This window comes from Streptomyces ziwulingensis (genome assembly GCF_039542605.1).
In the GTDB taxonomy this organism is placed as follows: domain Bacteria; phylum Actinomycetota; class Actinomycetes; order Streptomycetales; family Streptomycetaceae; genus Streptomyces; species Streptomyces ziwulingensis.
Genome location: NZ_BAABIG010000054.1, coordinates 20262 through 42690, shown reverse-complemented (window position 1 = coordinate 42690; position 22429 = coordinate 20262). Strand labels below are relative to the sequence as shown.

The following is a 22429-nucleotide window of genomic DNA, read 5'->3' as shown; positions in this document are numbered from 1 at the left end:
CGACCGTCAGCTCTTCACGGCGCCCGCGGTGAGCCCTTCGAGGAGTTGTCTGCGCAGCAGGAAGAAGACGAGCAGGCTCGGTACGGCCGCGAGGACGGCCCCGGCGAGTACCAGGTCGTACTGGCGGCCGGTCGCGCCGAAGAGGGCCTGGATCCCGAGGGGCAGGGTGTAGTCCCCGGGGTCGCTGACGACGATGAGGGGCCAGATGAGGCTGTTGTAGCTGTTGAGGAAGGACCACACGCCCAGCGCGCCGAGTGCCGGCCGCAGCAGCGGCAGTACGACCCGGCGGAACAGCCCGAACTCGGTGCAGCCGTCGACCCGCGCGGCGTCCAGCAGGGCGTCCGGGACGGACTGCTCGGTGAACTGCCGCATCATGAAGATGCCGAACGCCGGAGCCACCCACGGCACGACCAAGGCGAAGTAGGGCGTGGTCAGGTGTGCCTTGGCGACCATGACGAACAGGGGCACGACGATCACGGCGAACGGTACCGCGAGCGAGCTGAACATGATGTTGAAGAGCACGTTCTTGCCGCGGAAGCGGTACTTGGCGAAGGCGAACCCCGCCAGGGAGCACAGCCCCACGGCGGCCGCGGTGGACAGGATCGCCACCACGGTGCTGATCAGCAGCCAGCTCCAGAAGGGCTGGCCGTCGAGCAGGCCGCGGTAGTTGTCCAGGGTGGCGGGGGAGGGCAGCGGCCGTGGCGGATAGCCGAAGATGTCGCCGCGGCTCTTGAAGGAGGAGGACAGCGCCCACAGCAGCGGCAGGGCGAAGACCAGCAGCAGTGCGATCAGGAAGGCGTACAGCGGCACACGGGAGAAGCGGGAGGCGGTGGTCATCGGTCGTTCCTTCCTACGCCCAGGGCCCGCATCGCGAGCTGTCCGAGGAGGAACACGGCGAGGAAGAGGAGGACGCCGGCGGCCGCCGCGTAGCCGAGCTGCTGGCGCTGGAATCCGGCCCGGAAGATGAACATGGCGACGGAGAGGGTGGATTCGCCGGGGCCGCCCTGGGTGAGCAGGTACGGCTCGTCGAAGATCTGCGCCGTGCTGACCAGGACGGTCACGGCGACGAACGCCGTCACCGGCCGCAGCGCGGGCAGGGTGACGTTCCAGAACCGGCGCACCGGCCCCGCGCCGTCGAGGGCGGCTGCCTCGTACAGCTCCCGGGGGACGTTCTGCAGGCCCGCGAGGAAGAAGACGGTGAGGTAGCCGGTCCAGCGCCACAGGACGAGGACGGCGACGGAGATCCGGGCCCAGCCGGGTGTGGTGAGCCAGTCGATGCCACCGAAGCCGAACAGGGCCTGTCCGACGGCGTTGACCAGCCCGAACTCGTTGTCGAAGAAGAGCCCGAAGACAAGGGTGATGACGATGGGGGAGATGACCACGGGCATGAAGTACGTCAGCCGGAACAGGTCCCGGCCGCGCAGGCCGCGGGTGTTCAGCGCCTGGGCGATGAGCAGGGCCGCCGGGACCACGACGCACAGCGTGAAGACGACGTAGAAGCCGGTGTTGCCGACCGAGGTCCAGAAGCCGCGGTCCCCGAGCAGGTCGCGGTAGTTGCGCAGCCCGACCCAGCGGGGAGTGCCGAGTCCGGCCCACTCGGTGCCGCTGAGGTACAGGCCGATGAGGAGCGGGACGAGCAGGAAGACGCCGTAGAGGACGTAGAACGGCGAGATGAACACGTATGGCGCGAGGTCCCGTTGGTTGCGGGACCACCAAGTGCGGCGGGCCGGCCCGGTACGGTCCTGCCCGGCGCGGGGGAGTGCCCGGGACCTGGTGGTGGCGGGGACGGTCATCGTTTCACCTGCTGCCGGTAGGCGGTCAGGCCGGCTTTGAGCGCGGCGGCGGGCGAGGTGCGGCCCTTCAGGGCGTCCAGGACCGGCCCTCCGAGGACGTCGGAGAGGATCTGCGTGCCGGGTGCCTGGTGGAGGAGGGGCAGGTCGGCGGCGGCGCGGCGGTAGACGTTGAAGACCCGCTGGCCACCGAGGTACTCGTCCTCGGTGCCGAGCAGTTCGGGGTCCTCGTACAGCGCCTTCAGCGTCGGCAGGAAGCCGCCCGACCTGTAGCGCAGGATCTGGCCCTCGCGGGTGAGGTAGACGCGGCGGAGCAGTTCGAGCGCGGCGTCGGTGTGCGGCTTGTCCTTGAGGACGGTGAAAGCGGTGCCGCCGAGGGTCGAGGCGAGGTGCCCGCCGCCCGCGAAGCGCGGCAGGGTCCGCATCCGCCACCTGCCCGTCTGCTCGGGCACGTTGGCCTGGAGGCCGTAGGCGTTGTACCAGTTGGGCATGGCGGTGGCCGCGAGCCGGCCCGACTTGAGCGCGGCGGCACACGCGCTGCCGTACGGGTCGGGCAGGGCCAGCAGGACACCGGAGCGCACCCCGCGGGCCATGAACTCCAGTACTTCCACGGCTTCGGGTGAGTCCAGGGTCAGTTCGCCGGAGGCGTCGAAGAAGCCGCCGCCCCGCTGGAGCAGGAGTTGCAGGAAGCCGTTGACGATGGCGGCGTTGTCGCCGGTGGAGACCATGCCCAGGCTGATCCCGCGGTCGGTGTGCAGGCGCTCGCCGTGCTCGGCCAGTTCCTCCCAGGTGCCGGTGTCCTCGGGGATGCCGTACGTGTCGAAGAGGTCGTGCCGGTAGTAGAGGACGGTGACGGAGTTGTCGGAGTCCAGGCCGTAGGGGACGCCGTCGACCGTGTAAGGGGCGAGTTTGAGGAGGCGGTCGCCGAACGGCCGGACGGTCTCGGACAGGTCCACGAACAGGTTCCGGGCGATGCCGGAGCCCATCACCCGGGGGTACTGGTCGAGGACGATGCCCGCGAGGTCCGGCGTGTTCCCGTCGGCGACCGCCTGCGTCATCATCCGGGTGACGATGTCGGGCGGCGCCGCGCTGGTGATCCGCATGCGGTAGTCGAAGCGGGAGCCCCGCATCAGCGAGGCGTCCTCGACCGCCGTCCGGTACGTCGTGACGTAGCCGGGGTCGTGTGTCCAGAGGCTGACGGCCACGCGTCCGGAGGTCACGGGCGGTGCCGAGGAGGTGCCGCACGCGGACAGGGCCGGCGCCGTGAGCAGTCCGGCCGCCGCTCCGCCGGCTCCGCGCAGGAGCGCCCTGCGGGCGAGGTCAGGCATGGCCGGCTGCTCCCGCGCGTACGGCGAAACGGTGCACGGGGACCAGCCGGGCCGTGTGGAGGACGGCGGTGTCATGAGCCGCCGCGAGGCCGTCGCGGACGGAGGCGTCGACGTACACCTTGCTGTCACGCGCCAGGGGCAGGATCCGGATCTCGACCCCGTGCTCGACGGCCTCCTCGCCCAGGCGGCGCAGACCGATCTCCCAGTCCGGCCCGTACCAGAAGTGGTCGGCGACGAGCCGTCCACCGACGTACGCCCTGGCCACGTCACCGGTGTAGGCCAGTCGCAGCAGCACCTCGCCCTCGCCCGACAGGGCCTCGGGGGGCACGGCGACCCGGTACCCGGCCGCGGCGTCGAAGTCCTCGTCGCGGGGTGCCGAGGCGCGGCCCTGGGAACCGCCCGTCCGCGCGGGCGGGACGGCGGCCTCGGCCCGTGAGCAGGTCACCACCGGCTCCGGCAGCTCGCGGTCGGTGCGCAGGGTCCACCGGGTGAAGACACCGTCGGGCCGCGGGCCGCCCACGCCGTCCCCCGTCAGGCCGTGCGGTGCCGGCAACAGGGCGAGGCAGGTGTGGGGTTCCGTGGTGTGCACGTGGAGTTCGGCCCCGTCGGCGACGACGAGCCGACGGCTGAGGACCAGACGGTCCTCGCCCCAGATCCGGACCTTGTCGACGGCCCGCGCCTGCTCCTCGTCGAGGACGAGCAGCCGTACGCGGCCGGCGGGTGTCCGCAGGGTGAGCGCGGCGTCCGTGCCGGGCGCCGGGACGGACACCAGCGTCCGGTCCGGCCCGCGGTCCACTTGGGCCGGGCCTTCCACGCCCACTGCGGCCGGCAGGGAGAACGTCACGGGGATACCGGCGGTCGCGGCCAGCACGGTCGTCGGGACGCCGTCCACGTCGAGCCGGGTGACGGGCTGGGCCGAGGCCCAGTCGAGGACGATCCCGCGGCCGAGGTCGTGGCCGATCGGCCACACGAAGTGGGCTCCGGACGGCACGGTCACCGGCTGCTCGGGCAGGGTGACGGTACGGCCGTCGTCCAGCCGCACCCGGAAGCGGACCCGGTCGTGCCGGGGGAGCGGCTCGTGCGGCTGGTGGTTGTTGACGAAGAGGAAGCCGCGGTCACCGTCGGAGCGGACGGCCCAGCGCAGGGTGGTGCGGTCGTCGAGCCCCGCGGGCTCCGTCTCCGGCAGCACGAGCGGCATGCGGGCCAGGTCCGCGCCCGAGTCGCGCAGGAACAGGTGCTGCAGGCGCAGCCCGTGGAAGGAGGGGCGCACCTGGCCGTACTCGCCGAGCGGCGCCTGGAAGTCGTAGGTGACCGCCGGGAGGTCGTTGGGGTAACCGGTGTCGTGGGACTCCTGGTTGGGCACCGCGTGGTCCAGGCGCTGGGAACAGCCGTGGTACAGGTAGTAGCCCTGCCACACCGAGCCGCTGCCCAGCTTGGCCAGCGCCAGCGACGTGAGGTCGGCGGCGGGCACCAGCGGCCTGCGGTGGTAGGCGATGGCCATGCCGCCGCCCACCTCGCAGGTGGCGTACGGGTAGCGGCGGTCGTCGGGGCCGGTGCCGGTGGGGGCGTGGGACCTGAGGTCGGCGCCGATGGCGTGGTCGTCGCGGATCGGGGTGAAGAAGTAGTGACGGCGCATGTCCCGGGCCCAGCCCTCGTGCGCGTCCTCCCAGAACGCCTCCGGGTAGCCGCCGTACAGCGGCAGCAGGACGTCCTCGGGGATGTCGGCGGCGCCCCAGCCGGTGGCGGTCCACAGGGGTGCCCGCAGGCCGGCGCCCTCCGCCGTACGGCGCAGGGTCGCGAGGTGGGCGGGCTGGTCGTACAGTTCGTTCTCCACCTGGACGGCGACGATCGGGCCGCCCTCGCCGTGGGAGAGCCCGCGCAGTTCCCGGGCGATGCGGGCGTAGTACGGCCCGACCAGTGCGAGGTAGGCGGGATCGTCGGTCCGGGGGACGCATCCCGCCTCCTCCAGCCAGTCGGGGAAGCCGCCGCCTCGGCACTCGCCGTGGGACCACGGACCGATCCGCACCGCCACCAAGAGGCCGAGTTCGGCGCAGAGTGCCACGAAGCGCCGCACATCGAGGTCCCCGTCGAAGCGCAGGACGCCCCGCTGTTCCTCGTGCTGGTTCCAGAAGAGGTAGGTGGCCACGACGTCGATTCCGCCGGCGCGGATCTTCAGCAACTCCTCGCGCCATTCGCCGGCCGGGTAGCGGCTGAAGTGGAACTCTCCCATGACGGGTATCCAGGGCTTCCCGTCCCTGCTCACATGACGGCTGTTCACCGACACGGCCCCGGGCGTCCCCTCGGGACCGCCCATCGGCAGATGGCCCGCCAGGGGCGGGGAGGGCTTCTGGGCACGCAACAGCAACATGACGGGCGGCTCCCGTGTCGGCGGCTCGGTGAAGTGGGTTCATCGTCAGGGCGGCCCTGAGGGGTGTCAAGATGTATTCATATTTAATGGTGGGCGCTATGATGGGTGCCGACCGTTGCGCGCCGGTGGCGCCCTGGTGCGCGCACCCCTGGGTGCGCCCGGACGCGAGGAGATGGCGACATGGCGGCCTACAGTGCCCGGGGTGTCCATGGGCAAGTGGTCCAGTCGCTCGGTGCGCGCATCGTCGGCGGCGGCATGTCCGAGGGGGACATCCTGGACGTGCGGGCCCTCGGGGAGGAACTCGACGTCAGCCTCACCGTCATGCGTGAGTCCCTCAAGGTGCTGGCCGGCAAGGGCCTGATCGACGCACGGCAGAAGCGCGGCACCTTCGTCCGGGAGCGCAGGTACTGGAACCTGCTCGACGCGGACGTCATCCGCTGGCGCGTGGAGGGCGGCGCCGGGGAGCAGCTCATGCGCGATCTGGCCGACGTCCGGTCGATCGTCGAGCCCGCCGCCGCGCACCGCGCCGCGCTGCACCGGAGCGACGCCGATCTCGACGCGCTGGAAGCGGCACTGGCGGCCATGGGGCGGGCGCGGTCGGCGTCGGCCGACGCGGCCGACGCCGACGCCGCCTTCCATCGGGCACTGCTCGCGGCCACCGGCAACGAGATGCTCGCCCGCATGGACCTGCTGCTGACGCCGGGGCTGCGCGAACGCGATCGCCTGGTCCACTCCCACGCCTCGGTCGACGATCCCGTACCCAGTCACCGCGCGGTCCTCGACGCCGTGCGCGACGGCGACGCCGCCCGCGCCGAACTCGCCATGCTCGACCTGCTGGCGAAGGCCGCCCGCGACCTCGACCGGCTCGGCGCGGCCGCCGACGACCCCTCGCCGGCCCGCTCCCCCCGGCGAACGGCCGGCTGAGCGTCCGGACGATCCCCGCCGGGGGTCCGACTGTGAGCGGCGCCTCAGGCGGTGCCTCTTGGCACATCCGCATTAATTCATATTTAATAATTCCGGTGGTGCTCCTCGCGGCGCCACCGGCCCTTCGCCTCCCGACCGCGCAGCCGCCCCGGAGCCGCCTCATGCCGTCCACAGATCCGCAACCGCCCGTCCCGGGACGCCGTTTCGCCGGACGGGTCGCCCTGGTCACGGGAGCCGCCGGCGGGATCGGTGCCGCCGTCGCGCGGCGCCTCGCGGACGAGGGGGCCCGCGTCGTCGTCGCGGACATCGACACGACCGAGGGCGAACGCACCGCCCGCGCCCTGCGGGAAACCGGCGGGGAAGCCCTCTTCCACCACACCGACGTCAGTGACGAAGAGTCCTGGGCCTCGGCGCTGGAGACCGCGCGCGGCGCGTACGGCCCCGTCTCCGCTCTGGTGTCCAACGCCTACGCCGTGCGCGTCGCCCCCGCCCACGACACGACCCTCGACCAGTGGAACCAGCAGCTCGGCGTCACCCTCACCGGCGCCTTCCTCGGCTTCCGCGGCTGCCTGGACGACCTGCGCGCCACCCGCGGCAGCGCCGTGCTGATCTCCTCCGTGCACGCCCTGGTCGGACTGCCCGGCCGCCCCGCCTACGCCTCCGCCAAAGCCGGACTCACCGGCCTGGCACGCCAGTTGGCGGTCGAGTACGGTCCCGAAATCCGCGTCAACGCGCTGCTGCCGGGCCCCGTGCTCACCCGCGCCTGGGACGGCATCGCAGAGGAGGACCGGCGGGCCAGCGCGGAACAGACCGTGGCGGGGCGGCTCGGCCGCCCGGAGGAGATCGCCGGCGCGACCGCCTTCCTGCTGAGCGACGACGCCTCCTTCGTCACCGGCGCCTCACTGGTCGTCGACGGCGGCTGGAGCGCGTACAAGACCTCCGCCTGAACCCGCCCGACCCGCGCCCGCCTCACCCGTCGGGGGCACCCGCGTCCGGTGCGCAGCCCGCCCGGCACCGGGACACCGGCCGTCCCAAGGAGAAGCATGAAGATCACCCGTGTCGAGACCTTCGCGGTGCCGCCCCGCTGGCTGCTGTGCCGGATCGAGACGGACGACGGTGTCGTCGGCTGGGGGGAACCGGTGGTCGAGGGCCGCGCCGCCACCGTCCGCACGGCCGTGCACGAGCTGTCCGAACTCCTCCTCGGACAGGACCCGCTGCGCATCGAGGACCACTGGCAGACCATGACCAAGGGTTCCTTCTACCGCGGCGGACCGGTCCTCTCCAGCGCGGTCGCCGGACTCGACCAGGCCCTGTGGGACATCGCGGGCAAGGTCTACGGCGCACCCGTCCACCAGCTCCTCGGCGGCCCGGTCCGCGACCGCGTCCGGGCCTACACCTGGGTCGGCGGCGACGAGCCCACCCAGATCGCCGAGGCCGTGACGGAGCAGACGGAGGCCGGTTTCACCGCGGTCAAGATGAACGCCTCCGGGCGGATGAACCGGCTGGCGACCACCCGGGACATCGACGAGGTCGTCTCCCGGGCCGCCGCCGCCCGCGAGGCGCTCGGTGCCGACCGGGACTTCGCCGTCGACTTCCACGGCCGGTTCACGGCCGCCAACGCCGCCAAGGTGCTCCCGTACCTCGCCCCGTACAACCCGCTCTTCGTCGAGGAGCCCGTGCTCCCCGAGTACACCCACCGGCTCGGCGACCTGGTGGCCCGATCGCCGGTGCCGCTGGCCACGGGGGAGCGGCTCTACTCGCGCGCCGAGGTGCTCCCCGCCCTCACGGCGGGCGTGGCCGTCGTCCAGCCCGACCTGTCCCACGCGGGCGGCATCTCCGAGGTCCGCCGGATCGCCGCGCTGGCCGAGACCTTCGACGTGCTCCTCGCACCGCACTGCCCGCTGGGCCCCGTCTCGCTCGCCGCCAGCCTCCAGATCGCCTTCAGCACCCCGAACTTCCTCATCCAGGAGCAGAGCATAGGCATCCACTACAACGTCGGCGCCGGACCGCTGGACTACCTGGTCGACACCGTGCCCCTGCGCTTCCACGACGGCCATCTGCTCCGGACGGCCGCCCCCGGCCTCGGCGTCGAGGTGGACGAGAAGGCGGTCCGCGCCGCCGACAACACCGTCGCCGACTGGCGCAACCCGCTGTGGCGCCACACCGACGGCTCCTTCGCCGAATGGTGACCGCGTCCGCCGGCCCGCTCCCCGCCCCCACCCCCTGGACGTGAATGACATGACCGACGTGAACCCCCCGGCCCGTGCGAAGAACGACGCCTTCGCGACCGTGCTCCGCCGCACCCGCCTCGCCGCCATCGTGCGCGGCACGGACCCCGACGCCGCCCTGCGCACGGTCCTCACCCTCGCCGAGGAAGGCGTCGCGCTGGTCGAAGTCTCCCTCAACACCACCGACGCCCTCGGCGTCATACGCCGGGCCACCGCCGAGGCGGCCCCCACCACCGCCGTCGGAGCCGGCACCGTGCTGACCGAGGACGACGTCGCCCGCGTACGCGAGGCCGGGGCGAGCTGGATCGTGACCCCCGCGCTCAGCGAGTCCGTCGCCGCCTCGGTCCGGGCCGGACTGCCGGTCCTGGCCGGCGCCCTCACCCCGACCGAGGCCGTCGCCGCCCACCGCGCGGGAGCCGACGCCGTCAAACTCTTCCCCGCCTCGATCGGCGGACCCGCCTATCTCAAGGCGCTCCGCAACCCCTTCCCCGACCTGCCCTTCGTACCGGTCGGCGGCGTGGACCTCACCAGCGCCGAGCAGTACCTCGCCCACGGCGCGGTCGCGGTCGGCGTCGGCTCGCCGCTGGTCGGCGACGCCGCGCACGGCGGGGACCTGGACGCCCTGCGCGCACGCGCCCGCCGCTTCGTCGCGCTCTGCGCCCGCGACACCGAGGCGCGGGCGTGAGCACCGCGCCCGGCTCCGTGCCCGTCGACGTGCTGACCTTCGGCGAGACCATGCTCGCCACCCAACTGCCCGGCCCCCTGGCTGTCGGGGCACCGGCCCGGACCACGATCGCCGGCGCCGAGTCCAACGTCGCCGTCGGCCTGTCCCGGCTCGGCCACCGGGCCGCCTGGGCGGGCCTGGTCGGCGACGACGAACCCGGCCGGCTGGTCCTGCGCACCCTGCGCGGCGAGGGCGTGGACACCGCACGGGCCGGCACGCACCCCACCGCCCCCACCGGCGGCATGCTCCGCGAGCGGCGCGTCGCCGACCTGATGCGCGTCCACTACTGGCGCCGCCACTCCGCCGCCTCCCTGCTCACCCCCGACGCCCTCGCGCCCGCCCTCGGCGACGGCGCCCGGATCCTGCACCTGACCGGCATCACCTGCGCCCTCGGCCCCGGTCCGCTGGCGGCGGTGCGCGAGGCCGCCGCCCACGCCCACGCCCGCGGCTGGACCGTCGCGCTGGACGTCAACCACCGGCAGCGGCTCTGGTCGGCCGAGGAGGCGGGCGCGGCACTGCTCCCGCTGCTGCCGCACGTCACCGTCCTCATCGCCTCCGACGACGAACTCCCCGTGGTGGCCCATGCCCTCGCCGAGCGGCCCGGGGGCGAGGAACGGGCCGTCGCCGCGCTGCTGGACGCCGGGGTGCGCGAAGTGGTGGTCAAGCGCGGGGGAGAGGGAGCCGCCTTCCGCGACCGGGACGGCACCCGGCACGCGCTGCCCGCCCTCCAGGTGCCCGTACGGGACACGGTCGGCGCCGGTGACGCGTTCTGCGCCGGGTATCTCTCCGGCCTGCTCGACGGTCTGGCCCCGGACGGACGGCTCGCCCGCGCCAACACCCTCGGAGCCTTCGCGGTCGCCTCGGACGGCGACTGGGAGGGCTTGCCCCGCCGCGACGAACTGCACCTGCTCGCCACCGCGCCGGGCAGCACGATCCGCTGACCCGCCCGTCCACGGCCGGCCCACCGCCGACCGGCCGTGGAACCCGCCCTCGACCCCGCCCGGAGCGCCGCACCATGACCACCATGACTCCCCTGGACCACCCGGACCGCCTGGAGCTGGGCGAGGGCATCCGCTGGGTCGACTCCGGGCTCGGCGCCGTCTTCCGGGCCCGGGTCCGCGTTCCCGGGCTGCCGACGGCCGCCTACCGTACGACGGCCGCCTGACCGCGCCGCGTCACCGGGTCACCGGGACCGAACCCAGCAGGTGCCGCCCGCGGCGCACCTCCAGGAGCACGGCGTCCGGCTCGTCCGGCAGCCGGTGGTCCAGGACCAGCGGTACGCCCGCCTCGCGGGTGCCGAGGCCGCGCGACCGGAGCACACGGCCCCCCGCGTCCCGAAGCAGCACCTCGACGGGGCCCCGTCCCGCCGGCACACACGTACCGGTCACCGCCCCTCCCGCGTGGGCGAGCGGCGCGCTCCACCAGGCGTGCTCGCCCACCGCGGTCACCGCCCCGAGGTACGGTCCGAGCGACACGGTCCCGTCCAGTCGGGTCGTCTCCCCGGGGGCCAGCTCCTCGTAGGGGCCGAGCGCCTCGCACTCCACGACCCGGTGACGTGGCCGCAGGCCGCCGAGGTGCTCCAGCGGCGCGTCCAGCGGGTGCTCCAGCCACACCTCGGCCCGTGAACCGCCGTCGGTGTAGGGGGCGGTGGGGTCGACCGGGAAGCGGTAGGTCCAGGTCCCGGCCGGGCCCACATGGGCGATCCAGCCGGCCGCGTCGGGGAAACCGACCTTGCCGACGACGTCCTGGGCGGGTACGTGCAGGACGTCGCCGCGGCGTTCGACGCGGGGCCGTCCGGTGCCCGCGACCAGGTCCACGGTCTGCGGCGCGCCCGATCCGGCCGTGGCCAGCCACACCCCTTCGCCGGGCCGCCGGGGAGGGTGGCCCGGCAACTGCGTGACGTTCCACAGCGCCCAGCGCACGCGCCGCGTGGAGACGTTGGTCGCGGCCAGCCGCAGCGTGAAGTCGCACCGGCCGGCCACGAGGCCGATCCGGCGGGTCAGGCGGAGTCCGGTACGGGGGTCGTCGCCGCTGGTGAGGGTGAGGTCCACGCGTGAGCCGTCGCCCGCCGCCTCCACGGTGCAGGCGTACGCCCCCGAGTCCAGTACCGGGTCCGGGGGCCCCGCCCACTCCCGGGACCCCGACCAGCCCTGCGGGGCCGGCCAGGTCTTGTCGCCGCCCCAGTTGTGCCAGGCGGACATCGGTCCGTCGTGCGGGCCCACGGTGTGCGGGTCCCGGGCGTTCAGCTCGTCGTCCAGGAGGCCGGGGTCCCGGTGCAGGAACTCCCGCCCGTCGCGGACCGCCGACAGGACGCGGCCGCCCAGGGCGGGGGCGATCACCAGCCGGATCAGCCCGTTGCCGACCTCCACCACCTCGTGTCCGGCGCGGGCCCGGCGGACGGCACGCACCCGGCCTCCGTCCGTGCGGTGTGCGGGCGCGGGTGTGCTGTTCACAGACGTACTCCTGTTCCGGCGTGCTCAGTACTCGGACGCGGCGTGCTCAGTCCTCGAAGACGAGGCAGACCTTGCCGGCGGCGCGGCCGGCCGCGGCCTCGTAGGCGCGAGCCGCCTCGGTGAGCGGGAAGCGGTCGCTGACCAGCCGCTCGGGGTGCAGTCCCTGCCGGGCGAGCAGTTCGGCCAGCCGGGTCATGCCCTGGACGGAGGTGACCCAGGAGCCGGAGATCAGCACCTGCTTGTGCAGGACGTCGTCCGAGACGTCCAGGGTCATCTGTCCGCCCTCGCCGACGAGTGCGAGCCGGCCGCGCACCCGCAGGGACTTCAGGGCGAGGGAGCGGGCCGCGGGGTGTCCGGAGCAGTCGACCGCGGCCTCGACGCCGGTGGAGCCGGTCAGTTCCCGGATCCGCTCCAGCGGCTCGGCGGCGGAGTCGAGGACCTCGTCGAAGAGGCCGAGCGAGCGGGCCCACTCCATGCGCTCGGGGACGACCTCGGCGCCGTACACGGTCGTCACCCCGAGGGCGCGCGCGACCAGGGCGGCGGCGCCGCCGACCGGACCGAGCCCGGTCACCAGCAGACGGTCCGCGCCGCTCAGCGCGATCCTGGTGAGCGCCTCGTACACCGTGCCGATGCCGCAGGCGATGAACGCGCCGTCGACGTAGGTGAGCGGCTCGGGGAGCGGGACGCAGGTGTTCTCGTCGGCGAGGAGGTAGGGGGCGTGGCCGCCGTCGCGCTGCCATCCGTAGGCGGCGCGGGAGGCGGACGTACAGCCGATGAAGTAACCGCGCGCGCACTCGTCGCACTGGCCGCAGCCGGAGATGTGGTAGACGGCCACCCGGTCGCCGGGCTTGAGCCGCTCGCAGCCGGGGCCGACCTCGACCACCTCGCCGGCCGGTTCGTGGCCGGCCACCACGTTGTCGTAGCGGGCGCCGCCCTCGCCGATGTGGCCGTTGTAGATGTAGTGGATGTCGCTGCCGCAGATCCCGGAGGCGCGGGTGCGCAGGACGACCTGTCCGTGGCCCGCGCGGGGCCGTGGTGTCTCCCGCAGGTCCACGGTGCCGTCACCGGGCAGGAAGGCGCCGGTCATGGTGGTGGGGGTGGTTGCTGTGCTCATGCTGTTCCTCGTTGCCTCGGGTACTGCGTGCGGGGGGGGTGCCGGCGTTCAGGACGACAGGAGGTCCTTGGACGCGGAGGGCGCCGCCGGTACGGCACCGCCGGTGTGCCGCGTACCCGGGTCCTCGGGCACGTCCAGGCAGCGCCAGGTGAGCAGGGCGCCGGCCAGGTACATGCCGATGTAGACGATGACGACGCCGGTGTGTCCCACGAGCGGGTCGACCAGCGCGTACGTCAGCGGACCGACGAAGGTGGAGAGACCGGCGGCGAGACTGTAGATGCCCATGGCGTTGCCCTTGTCCTCCTCGGGCACCAGCGACGGCAGCAGCGCGGACAGGGGGATGTATCCGGCGAGCATGATGCCGTAGACGACCGTGGCCAGCAGGGCGATGGCGTAGTTGCCCGGCGCGAGCTGGGGGATCCAGTAGACGAGGGCGACACCGAGCGCGCAGCCGACGCCGCCGGCCCAGGCGATGGTGTCGCGCCAGCCGAAGCGGTCGCTGAGCCGGCCGAAGAACGGGTCGGCGAGGATGCCGATGACACCCATGAACGTGACCAGTGCCAGATACTTCGACTCGCTGATGCCGATGTCGTCGGTGAAGAACGACGGCAGGAACACGAAGAACCCGAAGTACGGCGTCGTGTTGATCATGCGGACCACCGCCGCGATCCCGATGCGCGGATGGCGCTTGAGCACGCTGACGCCGCGCAGCAGTTCCGCCCGGAAGGAGAAGTCCGGGGCGGTGGTGTCCACCATCGGCCGGGTGCCGCGGGCCTCCTTCACGGCGAACGAACCTATGGCCGCGCCCACCGTGACCAGCGCCAGCGAGAGCCAGAAGGTGGCGTAGGCGCCGAGCAGCGGGATGCTGACGGCGGCGATGGCGGAGCCGATGGTGGGCAGACCCGCGCTGTAGGCGAACCAGAACCAGCCGGCGGCGGACCCGCGCAGCTCCTTGCGGGCGGTGAGCTGGATCCACAGCAGGAACGCGTAGGCGAACAGGGGATAGGCGATGCCGCGCAGCCCGTAGAAGACGTACACGAGCGCCTGGTTCCCGCTGGGGAGGGCCACCGTGAGGAACAGGACCTCGAAGACGATCCAGAGCACCGCGCCGATCCGCATCACGCGGCGCGGCCCCCACACGTTCGACAGGGCGCCGGAGAGCCAGGAGCCGATCGCGACGAAGGCACCGTAGACGCTGATGACGAGGCCCGCGCCGGAGGAGGTGAAGCCGTTGTCGCGCAGATAGGGCTCGAGATAGTTGGACTCGACGCCGTCGCCGATCATGAAGATCAGGACCGCGACGTATCCCCACATCAGGGGCCGGGGGATGCCCATGCGCTCGACCCGGGGCAGCGCGCCGCGCGACACCGTCGGCGCGCCGGGGGCTGTGCTCATCGGAGTTCCTTCCTGGGGCCCGGGCAGGCCGGGGATGTGGCTGGAAGTGGCAAGCGCAGCCATTAAATATGAATTAATCGATGCCTACAACGGTGTCGAGGATCACAGTGAGGGGGTGGGGCGGACGGATGCCCGGACAAACGCCGCGGGCCCGGTCCATGGACCGGGCCCGCGGCCCACCGACCACCTCCAGGTCTTTCCCGCGGTCAGCAGGTCTTCTTCGTCGTGTTCAGCAGCTTGAGGTTCTCGATGACGGTGCCCTCCCCGCACGGGCTCTCGTTGAGGGAGGAGTCGGTCACGGTCAGGTTCTCCAGGGTGATGTCGCTGGTGTTGGCGAACTCCTCCCTGGCCGCGATGCGGATGCCGCCCGCGCCTTCCACGGTGCCGCCCTCCTTGCCGATGGTGACGTTGTGGCAGTCTTCCACCAGGATGGCGTTGTTGCCGGTGTCCGCGATGTCCACGCTGGTCGATGCGGGTGTTGGTCGCCGGGGTGGCGCTGCCGCCGCTGTCGATCCGGATGCCCAGGCCGCCGCTGAGGCGCATGTCGATCTGCCCCAGGGTGAGGTTGTCGACGCTGCGGAAGAACATCCCGTACATCGGCGCACCGGTGATCTTCACGTGCTGCACTTCGACGTCGGTGGTGCCCCGGGAGTAGACGGGCGCGGTGTCGGTGGCGACGGCGCCGGTCGCGTTGATGGTGCCGCAGACGTCCAGGACGGGCCCCGTCCCACCCCCACTCCCCGACTGCAGGGAACCTGATCGATGCGGCACGGCTCGAACCGGCACCGGAACCGGCGCAGGACCGTCACCCTCACGGCGGCGGGCGTCACCGCGTCGGCGCTCGTCGCGGGCACCGCCGTGGTGGTGCAGAGCAACGCCTTCGGCACCGAGACCGAAGCATCTCCGGCCGTCACCCAGACGCAGGAGTGCGGTACCGGTGGCTACCAGGCGGAAGTCGTCAAGAAGGGAACGACCTGGACGGTCTCGCCGTGCGGTCATCCGTCCCCTCACCACCCGCTGCGCTCGCCGTCGCCGACCGGGGGGCGGCGGCGAGGCACCCACGCACGACGACGGGCCCGGCCGGGGAGGAAGGCCGGGCCCGTCGGGCCGTGTGCGGCGCCGGTGGGATGGCCGCCCGGGGGACGGGCAGGCCGGCGAGCGCCGCGTCGTCGGATGGGCGGCGCGTCTCAGCGAGGGACCGCGACGGCGGCGTCCGCCTCGGCGGGGCGGTGGGTGGTGACGTCCTCGATCCGCCATTCGTCATGCCACTCGATCACCGGCGTGTCCCCGTCGAAGCGGATGGGCAGCCAGACGTAGTCGGCGATCGAGGTGTCCGCGTCCGGCAGGGGCATGGGCTCGGGGCGCAGGCCGGCGGCCTTGGCGGAGTAGTGCGCGTGGAACGCGTCGTGGTGGTCCGACTCCTCCTCCGACAGACGCGGCAGCCACCGGTCCGCGAGCGCTATGTAGAGATCCGGTTGCGTCGGGTGCTGGAAGACCGAGGTGATCTGGGACCGGAACGAGGTACGGGTCGCGGTCGGCGGATGAGGATCGCCGAGCACGGTGAAGGGGCCGTGGTAGGTGTCCGCCACGGCCACCTCCGAGGGATTGGGGTAGTACCAGGTCGTGCCGGAGGTGATCAGGTAGTGCTTGCCGTCGCGCCGGAAGTGGGCGGGTGCCTCGCGGACCAGGGGAGGGTGACGGCGGGGGAAGTGGGTGGAGTAGTAGCCGGTGACGTCGGTGAAGTCGGCGGTGAGGTCGGCGCAGATCAACTCGCTGTGGACGCGTTCGAAGTAGTAGTAGCCCTTGCCGTCGACGGGGTCGACCACGAGGTCGAAGTCCCCGGCGTACATGCCCAGCGGGCTGAAGCCGGTGCGGACGATCTCGTAGGGTCCGGTCAGCGAGTCGGCGGTGAGGACGGTGCAGAGCTGTTCCTCGCCCGCGCCCATGATCTTGAGCCAGCAGACGTACTTGCCGGTGCGGGGGTTGCGGACGATGTGCGGGCGGTCGATGAGCTGCGACGGGTGCAGGGGCGAGGTCGGGTCGTCGAGGACCGGGGGGATGATGAGCCCGAGGTCCGTCCAGTTGTAGAGGTCGGTGGAGGAGTAGCAGCGGATCCCCCACGTCCAGATGCCGCTGCCCGGCTTGGTGCGTTCCTTGTTCTCCCCGTACCAGTAGTAGGTGCCGTCCTCATGGAGCAGGGAGCCCGCGTGGGCGTGGATGCGGTTGCCGTTGGTGTCCAGCCAGGTCTGGCCCGGACGGATGGAGTCGTACATTCCCTTGCTCCTTGGATGTGTCGGTCATGAACTGCCGCTCCCCCCGCGGAAGTCAGCGGTGCACCTGGAGGCGGATGGTGTCGTACAGCACACCGGCCATGGGCTGCATCCAGTTGTCGGACGTCGGTGCCTTCGCCGGGGCGGCGGGGGCGAGGGTGAGGACGTTCTCGCCGCGCTGGATGAGGTTGGCGGGGAAGGCGATGGTCTTCAGCCGGCGGTGCATGGCGCGCACGGCCAGCCGGTAGCTGGAGGCGTCCCGGTTCACGCCCGGCACCGGGTCCAGGGAGGCGATCCCGGTGCCGTTGAGGCCGACGGCGAGGGTGCCGAAGGTGGAACCGGCCAGATGGATGTCGAGGTAGCCGGTGCCGCGGCGGTAGCCGTTGGAGTCGAAGCGGATCTTCCAGGTCTCCAGGGTGTGGTCGGCCGTGGTGCCGCGCCAGGCCAGTTGGGCGGGTGTGCCCGGGGTCCTGACGGCCGGGTGGAAGTAGCTGAAGTCGGTGGCGGGATCGTCGGTGCCCACCTTGAAGTCGACGCCCTCGGGGAAGTCGTACGGATACTCCAGCCAGGTCAGGGTGTCGCTGTAGCCGGTGGGGCCGCCGGAGATGTGGAACTCCTGGGCGGAGCGGTCGGGGGTGCCGATCTGCCAGAGCGTGGTGCCGTGGCTGACCGGGGACCAGACATGGGTGCCGGTGCCGACCTTCGAGGCGGCCGGCACCTTGATGCCGGGGCGGCGGTACTCGCCGAGGACGCCCGCGCAGAAGGCGGCGAGGGTGTAGGTGCCGGGACGCACGGCGGGGAGGGTGAAGCGGCCGTCCGCGCCGATCTTCGCGGAGTAGACGTAGCCGTTCCCGTTGTGCTGCCAGTCGTCGCCGTCGAGGGTGGCGGTCTGGAACTCGCGGTCGGGTTCGGGCTGGTAGAGCAGGGCCCAGCCGTTGTCGGCGGCGCCCCGGCCGGAGACGACGAGCCTCCCGCTGACGGTGGAGCGGGTGGTGGCGGCGTAGGCCGGGTCGGTGAGCCACTGGTACGGCCAGGACTGCCGCTCCCGTGCGGCCTCCTGCTTGGCGTCCTGCCACAGGGCGGCGACGTTGGTCTCCTCGTCGCCGGCGGCGACCTCGCCGACGTGCAGGTAGGAGGGGCCGTAGACCTTCTCCCAGCCCTTGGGCGGCTGGACGTCGATGCCGTAGTGGCTCGACACCGGGTGCCACAGCAGGATCATGCCGCTGTAGTAGTCGTGGGTGGTCAGCTCCTGCCGGGTCGGCCCGCCGAACCAGTCCTTGTCGGCCTGGATGAGGGAGAGACCCACCCGGCCGTTGGACATCAGGAAGACGTGACTGTCGCCTTCGAGGTTGGTCTTGTTCTGGTACTTGGAGTAAATGGTGCCGTCGGGCAGGGCGTAGACGGAGTCCTGGAGGGTGACTCCGGCGGCCAGTTCCTCCGCCGTCGGGCGGCGCTGGACCCCGCGGGCGTCGTCGACGACGAACCAGCGGAAGGCCGGGTCGTCGGCGGAGTAGGCGTACCGCAACTGCCCGAGCGAGAGGCCGTCGGGCATGGTCTCGGGATACTTGACGATCCAGTAGTTGTACAGGCCGGACCGGCCGCGCTCCAGGACCAGGCGGATGTCGAGGTAGAAGCCGAGCAGCGCCGGGTCGTTGTCGAGCAGGGAGATCTCGACCCGGTCGGCGGTCTCGGTGACGACGGTGAAGGTGGCGTTCTTCAGGCCGACGGCGACGCTCGCCCCGGAGTAGTTGATCGTCGTGTAGCCGTTGCCGCTGCGGCCGGAGAGCAGGTTGGTGTCGCCGTTGCCGTGGCTGCTGGCGAGCAGCCGCAGGTCGGTGATCTTGGCGCTCGCCTTGACGACGGTGAACTGGATGATGCCGTTGGCGAGGGTGACGGTGCTGCCGTTGTCGACGAGGGTCACCGCGGGGGCGGTGGCGGCCGGCGAGGTCGCGGCGGACGCCACCGGCGCGGAGAGGGGGAGGGCGGCTGCGCCGGCCGCCGCGCCGAGGAGACCGAGGGCACTGCGTCGGGCGAGGGGGGTGGGCATGGTGGGTTTCCCTTCGAACTTCGTTGTCGCCTGGGAGAGAGGTGTCAGTGGGGCCGCGGGTGCTCCGGCCCTGGAGCCGGGCGGTGACCCAGGGGCGCGCGCACGCACGGGTACGGGTGTGCCGGGGGTGGTGGTGGACCGCCCGCGGGGTGTCGGGAGCGGCGGCGTGCAGCACTGCGCCGGTTCGGTGGGGGCGGGGTCAGGCCGCCCAGGGTTCACCGAGTTCGGTGAACGTCGCCAGCCGTTCGGCCGAGGCACGCACGGCCTCCTCGACGCCGCGCACATAGGTGCGGGTCTTCAGTCCCTCTCCGTCGCGCGCGAGCCACCGGTCGTCGAGCAGCCGGGGTGAGGGCGAGGTGTTGACGGTCTCCAGCACCCGGGTGAAGGCACCGCACGCGGCGATGCTGCTCTGCAGCGCGACCGGGGGGTCGCCGAGGTGGTCGAGGAGATTGCGCAGGGGGGAGGTACGGCCGTACCGGGTGGGCCGGCCGTCCACCACCAGGACGTCCTCGGTATAGCGCAGTTCCGCGCGGAGCCGGCTGCCGTGGACGATGAGGACCGGTTCGGCGGGGACCCGCGCGGCCAGGGTCACCGCGACGGTGATGACGGTGCCGCGCCGGGTGGTCAGCCGTAGGCACGAGGTGTCGTCGGTGGCGATGTCACGGACGCGGAAGAGCTCGGTCTCCAGGGTGGCGATGTCGTCCCAGCCGGTGCTTCCGTCCAGGGCCAGGGCGGTGGCCGTGGCGTGGGCGAACGGGTTGGTCAGGGCGCCGTCCGCCACGGGCCGGCCGTCGAGTTCACGTCGGCCGGCCCAGGCCGCGCGCTGATAGTAGGCGGCATCGCGCGTCCAGGCTCCGTAGCAGCCGATGCCCTGGATCCTGCCCAGGGTGCCGGCGGCCATCAGTTCGGCGAGCCGGGCGAAGGCCCCGGAGCCGAGGCTCTGGAAGCCGACCTGGCAGCTCACACCGGCTTGGCGGGAGAGCGCGTCCAGCTCCCGCCATTCGGCGGCACTGGGCGCGGGCGGCTTCTCCAGCATCAGGTGGCAGCCGGCCTCCAGGGCCGCCCTGCCCAGCGGCAGATGGGTGTGGATGGGAGTGGAGACGATCGCCACGTCCGGGCGGGTGAGGTCGAGGAGGCGGTCGAGGCGGCTGTCGAACAGTCGGTCCCCGAACTGCGGCTGCGCGCTGCTGACCAGAGGCCGCACGTCGCACAACCCCGCCAGGCGCAGGACGCCCTCCTTCTCCAGCCCGGCGATCTCCCGCAGGTACGTGGCGCCGTACCCGGAGGTGCCGGCCAGCACGACGGTGCGGGTCATCGGGTCCTCCTGCCTTCCACCGCGACGGCGGCCATGACGAGCAGACCGGGCAGGACCGGGATGAACGCGGGGACCTCGAAGGCCACGACGGCCAGCACCACGAGCCCGCCGGCCAGCATCAGGCTGCCCCCCCAGTCGCGCGGCACGACAGCGGCGGCCTCCACCAGGGCGGTACGCCATGGCACGCCGGGCCGCCAGCGGGCGGCGCCGCGGAGGCCGACGAGCACGACGAGGGTCAGGGCCAGGGCGATCAGCAGGCCGACCGGCCGTCCTCCGGGCACACCGGCGGCCAGCGCCAGCAGGTCCGCGGCCGCCACCGCGAAGGCGGCCGCGGGAGCGAGCAGGGCGACCGGCTGCCGGAGGGACGCGGCGAGCAGCGAGACGAAGCGCCGCACGGTGGGCGTCCGCTCGGTCGCGGCCTTCTCCCGCAGCAGGACGGCACCGGCTCCGGCCGCGGCCAGCGAGGTGACCAGCGGCAGGGAGGCGACGGTGACCAGCACGCCGATGAACAGGACCTCGGCGGGCAGCTCCAGGTGACGCATCAGGCCCGTGCGCGGCTCGCGGCCGGCGGCCCGGGGGACGGTGGTCCGCACGGTCGCGGTCATCCTTTCAGCCCCGAGGTGGACACGCCGTCGACGAGGAAGCGCTGGAAGGCGACGAAGAAGAGCCCGATCGGGACGAGGGCCAGCACCGACATGGCGAACATCGGTCCGAACGCGGAGTCGCTGCCCTGGTCGACGAACATCTGCAGCGCCAGCGGCAGGGTGAACTTCGACGGGTCGTTGAGGTAGATCAACTGGCTGAAGAAGTCGTTCCAGGTCCAGATGAACGTGAAGATCGCGGTGGTGATGACGGCCGGCCGCAGCAACGGCAGGATCACGTACCAGAAGGTGCGGAACGGACCACAGCCGTCGATGGTCGCGCTCTCGTCCAGCTCCCGGGGCAGGCCGCGCACGAACTGCACCATGAGGAAGACGAAGAACGCCTCGGTGGCGAAGAACTTCGGCAGCACCAGCGGCCAGAGGGTGTTCACCATGTCGAGTTGCTGGAAGATGATGTACTGCGGGATCAGCACGACGTGGTGCGGCAGCATGATCGTGGAGAGCATGAACGCGAACAGCGGCCCCCGGCCGCGGAAGCGCAGCCTGCCGAAGGCGTAACCGGCCAGGGCGCAGGACAGCACGTTGCCGATCACGGACAGCAGCGAGACGGCCAGCGAGTTACCGAAGTACTGCCAGATGCTGTAGCCGGCGACCCCGCCGAAGACGTCGCCGTAGTGGGAAGTCGTGGCGTGCTCGGGCAGCACCGAGAGGTTGGACAGGATCTCGCCGGCGGGCTTGAAGGAACTCGACACCAGCCACACGACGGGGTACATCAGCACCACGACCAGGGCGATGACGACCACGTGCCACAGCACGCCGCGCGCGGCACCCGCTCGCTTCGGCTCGCCGCCGGACACGGTCAGGTGGGTGGGCGTTGCCGCCTGGGCGCTCATCGGTTGCCCTCCCCGGTGTAGAAGACCCACTTCCGCGAGCTGCGGAAGAGCAGGACGGTGATGATCGAGATGGTCAGGAGCAGGACCCAGGCCATGGCCGAGGCGTAGCCCATCTCGAAGTTGTTGAAGCCGCGCTGGTAGAGGTACAGGGTGTAGAGCAGCGTGGAGTCGCTGGGACCGCCGCGGCCGCTGCCGATGACGAAGGCGCCGGTGAACGACTGGAACGCCTGGATGACTTCGAGGACGAGGTTGAACAGCACCACCGGGGTGATCATGGGCAGGGTGACGGCGAAGAAGCGCCGGACCGGTCCGGCTCCGTCCAGGGCCGCCGCCTCGTACAGATCCTTGGGCACCTGCTTCAGACCCGCCAGGAAGATCACCATCGGTGCCCCGAACTGCCAGACGGCCAACGCGATCACGGTGAGCAGGGCGTAGCGGGGCTGGTCGACCATGCTGCCGACGTGGAGGCCGAAGAAGCCCAGGAAGTGATCGACGAAGCCGTGGGAACCGAACAGGGAGCGCCACACCAGGGCCACGCTGACACTGGCGCCCAGCAGCGACGGCGCGTAGAAGGCGGAGCGGTAGAAACCGGTGCCGCGTCGCTCCTTGTTGAGCAGGAGCGCGACGCCGAGCGCCACGGCGAGCTTGAGCGGGACGGAGATCAGGGCGAACTTCAGCGTCACCGCCACCGAGTTCCAGAAGCGGTCGTCCTGGGTGAACATCCGCTCGAAGTTCCGCAGCCCGACCCACTTGGGCGAGTTGAAGAGGTCGTAGTCGGTGAAGGCCAGGTACAGCGAGGCCAGCATGGGGCCGATGGTCAGCAGCGAGGCGCCGATGACCCAGGGAGACAGGAACACATAGGCGGCGCCGGTCCGCTTCCAGCGGCGCGGGGGCGGCTCCTTCGTCACCTCGGGTCGCGCCTTCTCCGCCCGCTCTCCCGCCGGGCGGGCCTGTGCGATGGTCGGCATCGCGTCATCC

20 protein-coding genes are annotated in these 22429 nt (G+C 72.2%); 6 read left to right on the top strand and 14 right to left on the bottom strand.

Features of this window, described 5'->3' with window-relative positions:
- Positions 1-6 precede the first annotated feature (6 nt).
- Genes ABEB00_RS24755 through ABEB00_RS24740 form a run of 4 tightly spaced genes read right to left on the bottom strand, consistent with a single transcriptional unit; the run spans position 7 to position 5486 of the window.
- Complete coding sequence (locus tag ABEB00_RS24755; protein WP_345622369.1) at positions 7-837, bottom strand: carbohydrate ABC transporter permease; 831 nt, start codon at positions 835-837, stop codon at positions 7-9.
- On the bottom strand, positions 834-1793 hold the full coding sequence (locus tag ABEB00_RS24750) for a carbohydrate ABC transporter permease (protein WP_345622368.1): 960 nt from the start codon (positions 1791-1793) through the stop codon (positions 834-836). Before ABEB00_RS24750 ends, ABEB00_RS24755 begins: the two co-directional genes overlap by 4 nt.
- Positions 1790-3118, bottom strand: a complete 1329-nt coding sequence (locus ABEB00_RS24745) for an ABC transporter substrate-binding protein (RefSeq protein WP_345622367.1) — start codon at positions 3116-3118, stop codon at positions 1790-1792. Before ABEB00_RS24745 ends, ABEB00_RS24750 begins: the two co-directional genes overlap by 4 nt.
- The gene (locus ABEB00_RS24740) at positions 3111-5486 is read right to left on the bottom strand and encodes a beta-galactosidase (protein WP_345622365.1); all 2376 of its coding nucleotides are present in this window, start codon (positions 5484-5486) and stop codon (positions 3111-3113) included. The genes ABEB00_RS24745 and ABEB00_RS24740 overlap by 8 nt, the downstream gene beginning before the upstream one ends.
- 180 nt (positions 5487-5666) lie before the next feature.
- On the opposite strand from ABEB00_RS24740, the gene ABEB00_RS24735 reads away from it, so the two are divergent.
- The 6 genes from ABEB00_RS24735 (at position 5667) to ABEB00_RS24710 (ending at position 10527) form a co-directional block, all read left to right on the top strand.
- The gene (locus tag ABEB00_RS24735; RefSeq protein WP_345622364.1) at positions 5667-6410 is read left to right on the top strand and encodes a FadR/GntR family transcriptional regulator; all 744 of its coding nucleotides are present in this window, start codon (positions 5667-5669) and stop codon (positions 6408-6410) included.
- Positions 6411-6571: 161 nt separating this feature from the next.
- The gene (locus ABEB00_RS24730; protein WP_345622362.1) at positions 6572-7357 is read left to right on the top strand and encodes an SDR family NAD(P)-dependent oxidoreductase; all 786 of its coding nucleotides are present in this window, start codon (positions 6572-6574) and stop codon (positions 7355-7357) included.
- Positions 7358-7453: 96 nt separating this feature from the next.
- Positions 7454-8599 carry a galactonate dehydratase gene (gene dgoD, locus ABEB00_RS24725; RefSeq protein ID WP_345622361.1) on the top strand — a complete coding sequence of 382 codons (1146 nt, stop codon included), beginning with the start codon at positions 7454-7456 and terminating at the stop codon, positions 8597-8599.
- 49 nt (positions 8600-8648) lie between these two features.
- Entirely contained in the window at positions 8649-9323 is a 675-nt protein-coding gene (locus ABEB00_RS24720; RefSeq protein WP_345622360.1) for a bifunctional 4-hydroxy-2-oxoglutarate aldolase/2-dehydro-3-deoxy-phosphogluconate aldolase, read from the top strand.
- Complete coding sequence (locus ABEB00_RS24715; RefSeq protein WP_345622359.1) at positions 9320-10303, top strand: sugar kinase; 984 nt, start codon at positions 9320-9322, stop codon at positions 10301-10303. Before ABEB00_RS24720 ends, ABEB00_RS24715 begins: the two co-directional genes overlap by 4 nt.
- 74 nt (positions 10304-10377) lie before the next feature.
- Complete coding sequence (locus ABEB00_RS24710; RefSeq protein ID WP_345622358.1) at positions 10378-10527, top strand: hypothetical protein; 150 nt, start codon at positions 10378-10380, stop codon at positions 10525-10527.
- A 10-nt stretch (positions 10528-10537) separates the two neighbouring features.
- On the opposite strand, the gene ABEB00_RS24705 is transcribed toward ABEB00_RS24710, so the two are convergent.
- The 10 genes from ABEB00_RS24705 to ABEB00_RS24660 form a co-directional block, all read right to left on the bottom strand.
- On the bottom strand, positions 10538-11815 hold the full coding sequence (locus tag ABEB00_RS24705; RefSeq protein ID WP_345622357.1) for a DUF4380 domain-containing protein: 1278 nt from the start codon (positions 11813-11815) through the stop codon (positions 10538-10540).
- Positions 11816-11861: 46 nt separating this feature from the next.
- On the bottom strand, positions 11862-12929 hold the full coding sequence (locus ABEB00_RS24700; RefSeq protein WP_345622355.1) for a zinc-dependent alcohol dehydrogenase family protein: 1068 nt from the start codon (positions 12927-12929) through the stop codon (positions 11862-11864).
- Between the two features lie 48 nt (positions 12930-12977).
- A complete protein-coding gene (locus tag ABEB00_RS24695) occupies positions 12978-14324 on the bottom strand; it encodes an MFS transporter (RefSeq protein ID WP_345622354.1) in 1347 nt (448 codons plus the stop codon).
- A 206-nt stretch (positions 14325-14530) separates the two neighbouring features.
- Positions 14531-14785, bottom strand: coding sequence for a hypothetical protein (locus ABEB00_RS24690; RefSeq protein ID WP_345622352.1), 255 nt, complete (start codon positions 14783-14785; stop codon positions 14531-14533).
- A gap of 726 nt (positions 14786-15511) precedes the next feature.
- On the bottom strand, positions 15512-16597 hold the full coding sequence (locus ABEB00_RS24685; RefSeq protein ID WP_345622351.1) for a family 43 glycosylhydrolase: 1086 nt from the start codon (positions 16595-16597) through the stop codon (positions 15512-15514).
- A 52-nt stretch (positions 16598-16649) separates the two neighbouring features.
- Positions 16650-18641 carry a polysaccharide lyase family protein gene (locus ABEB00_RS24680; protein WP_345622350.1) on the bottom strand — a complete coding sequence of 664 codons (1992 nt, stop codon included), beginning with the start codon at positions 18639-18641 and terminating at the stop codon, positions 16650-16652.
- A gap of 199 nt (positions 18642-18840) precedes the next feature.
- Positions 18841-19956, bottom strand: a complete 1116-nt coding sequence (locus ABEB00_RS24675; RefSeq protein ID WP_345622349.1) for a Gfo/Idh/MocA family protein — start codon at positions 19954-19956, stop codon at positions 18841-18843.
- Entirely contained in the window at positions 19953-20549 is a 597-nt protein-coding gene (locus tag ABEB00_RS24670) for a hypothetical protein (protein WP_345622348.1), read from the bottom strand. The genes ABEB00_RS24675 and ABEB00_RS24670 overlap by 4 nt, the downstream gene beginning before the upstream one ends.
- An 8-nt stretch (positions 20550-20557) precedes the next feature.
- Complete coding sequence (locus tag ABEB00_RS24665) at positions 20558-21451, bottom strand: carbohydrate ABC transporter permease (protein WP_345622347.1); 894 nt, start codon at positions 21449-21451, stop codon at positions 20558-20560.
- Positions 21448-22419, bottom strand: a complete 972-nt coding sequence (locus ABEB00_RS24660; RefSeq protein WP_345622345.1) for a carbohydrate ABC transporter permease — start codon at positions 22417-22419, stop codon at positions 21448-21450. The genes ABEB00_RS24665 and ABEB00_RS24660 overlap by 4 nt, the downstream gene beginning before the upstream one ends.
- Between the last annotated feature and the right edge of the window lie 10 nt (positions 22420-22429).

What these genes read in the sequence shown, in the direction of transcription:
- ABEB00_RS24660 (WP_345622345.1), bottom strand. Translation starts at nt 22,419, where the DNA reads ATGCCGACCATCGCACAGGCCCGCCCGGCGGGAGAGCGGGCGGAGAAG.
- ABEB00_RS24745 (WP_345622367.1), bottom strand. Translation starts at nt 3,118, where the DNA reads ATGCCTGACCTCGCCCGCAGGGCGCTCCTGCGCGGAGCCGGCGGAGCG.
- ABEB00_RS24750 (WP_345622368.1), bottom strand. Translation starts at nt 1,793, where the DNA reads ATGACCGTCCCCGCCACCACCAGGTCCCGGGCACTCCCCCGCGCCGGG.
- ABEB00_RS24685 (WP_345622351.1), bottom strand. Translation starts at nt 16,597, where the DNA reads ATGTACGACTCCATCCGTCCGGGCCAGACCTGGCTGGACACCAACGGC.
- dgoD (WP_345622361.1), top strand. Translation starts at nt 7,454, where the DNA reads ATGAAGATCACCCGTGTCGAGACCTTCGCGGTGCCGCCCCGCTGGCTG.
- ABEB00_RS24710 (WP_345622358.1), top strand. Translation starts at nt 10,378, where the DNA reads ATGACCACCATGACTCCCCTGGACCACCCGGACCGCCTGGAGCTGGGC.
- ABEB00_RS24740 (WP_345622365.1), bottom strand. Translation starts at nt 5,486, where the DNA reads ATGTTGCTGTTGCGTGCCCAGAAGCCCTCCCCGCCCCTGGCGGGCCAT.
- ABEB00_RS24730 (WP_345622362.1), top strand. Translation starts at nt 6,572, where the DNA reads ATGCCGTCCACAGATCCGCAACCGCCCGTCCCGGGACGCCGTTTCGCC.
- ABEB00_RS24735 (WP_345622364.1), top strand. Translation starts at nt 5,667, where the DNA reads ATGGCGGCCTACAGTGCCCGGGGTGTCCATGGGCAAGTGGTCCAGTCG.
- ABEB00_RS24675 (WP_345622349.1), bottom strand. Translation starts at nt 19,956, where the DNA reads ATGACCCGCACCGTCGTGCTGGCCGGCACCTCCGGGTACGGCGCCACG.
- ABEB00_RS24755 (WP_345622369.1), bottom strand. Translation starts at nt 837, where the DNA reads ATGACCACCGCCTCCCGCTTCTCCCGTGTGCCGCTGTACGCCTTCCTG.
- ABEB00_RS24695 (WP_345622354.1), bottom strand. Translation starts at nt 14,324, where the DNA reads ATGAGCACAGCCCCCGGCGCGCCGACGGTGTCGCGCGGCGCGCTGCCC.
- ABEB00_RS24665 (WP_345622347.1), bottom strand. Translation starts at nt 21,451, where the DNA reads ATGAGCGCCCAGGCGGCAACGCCCACCCACCTGACCGTGTCCGGCGGC.
- ABEB00_RS24720 (WP_345622360.1), top strand. Translation starts at nt 8,649, where the DNA reads ATGACCGACGTGAACCCCCCGGCCCGTGCGAAGAACGACGCCTTCGCG.
- ABEB00_RS24680 (WP_345622350.1), bottom strand. Translation starts at nt 18,641, where the DNA reads ATGCCCACCCCCCTCGCCCGACGCAGTGCCCTCGGTCTCCTCGGCGCG.
- ABEB00_RS24700 (WP_345622355.1), bottom strand. Translation starts at nt 12,929, where the DNA reads ATGAGCACAGCAACCACCCCCACCACCATGACCGGCGCCTTCCTGCCC.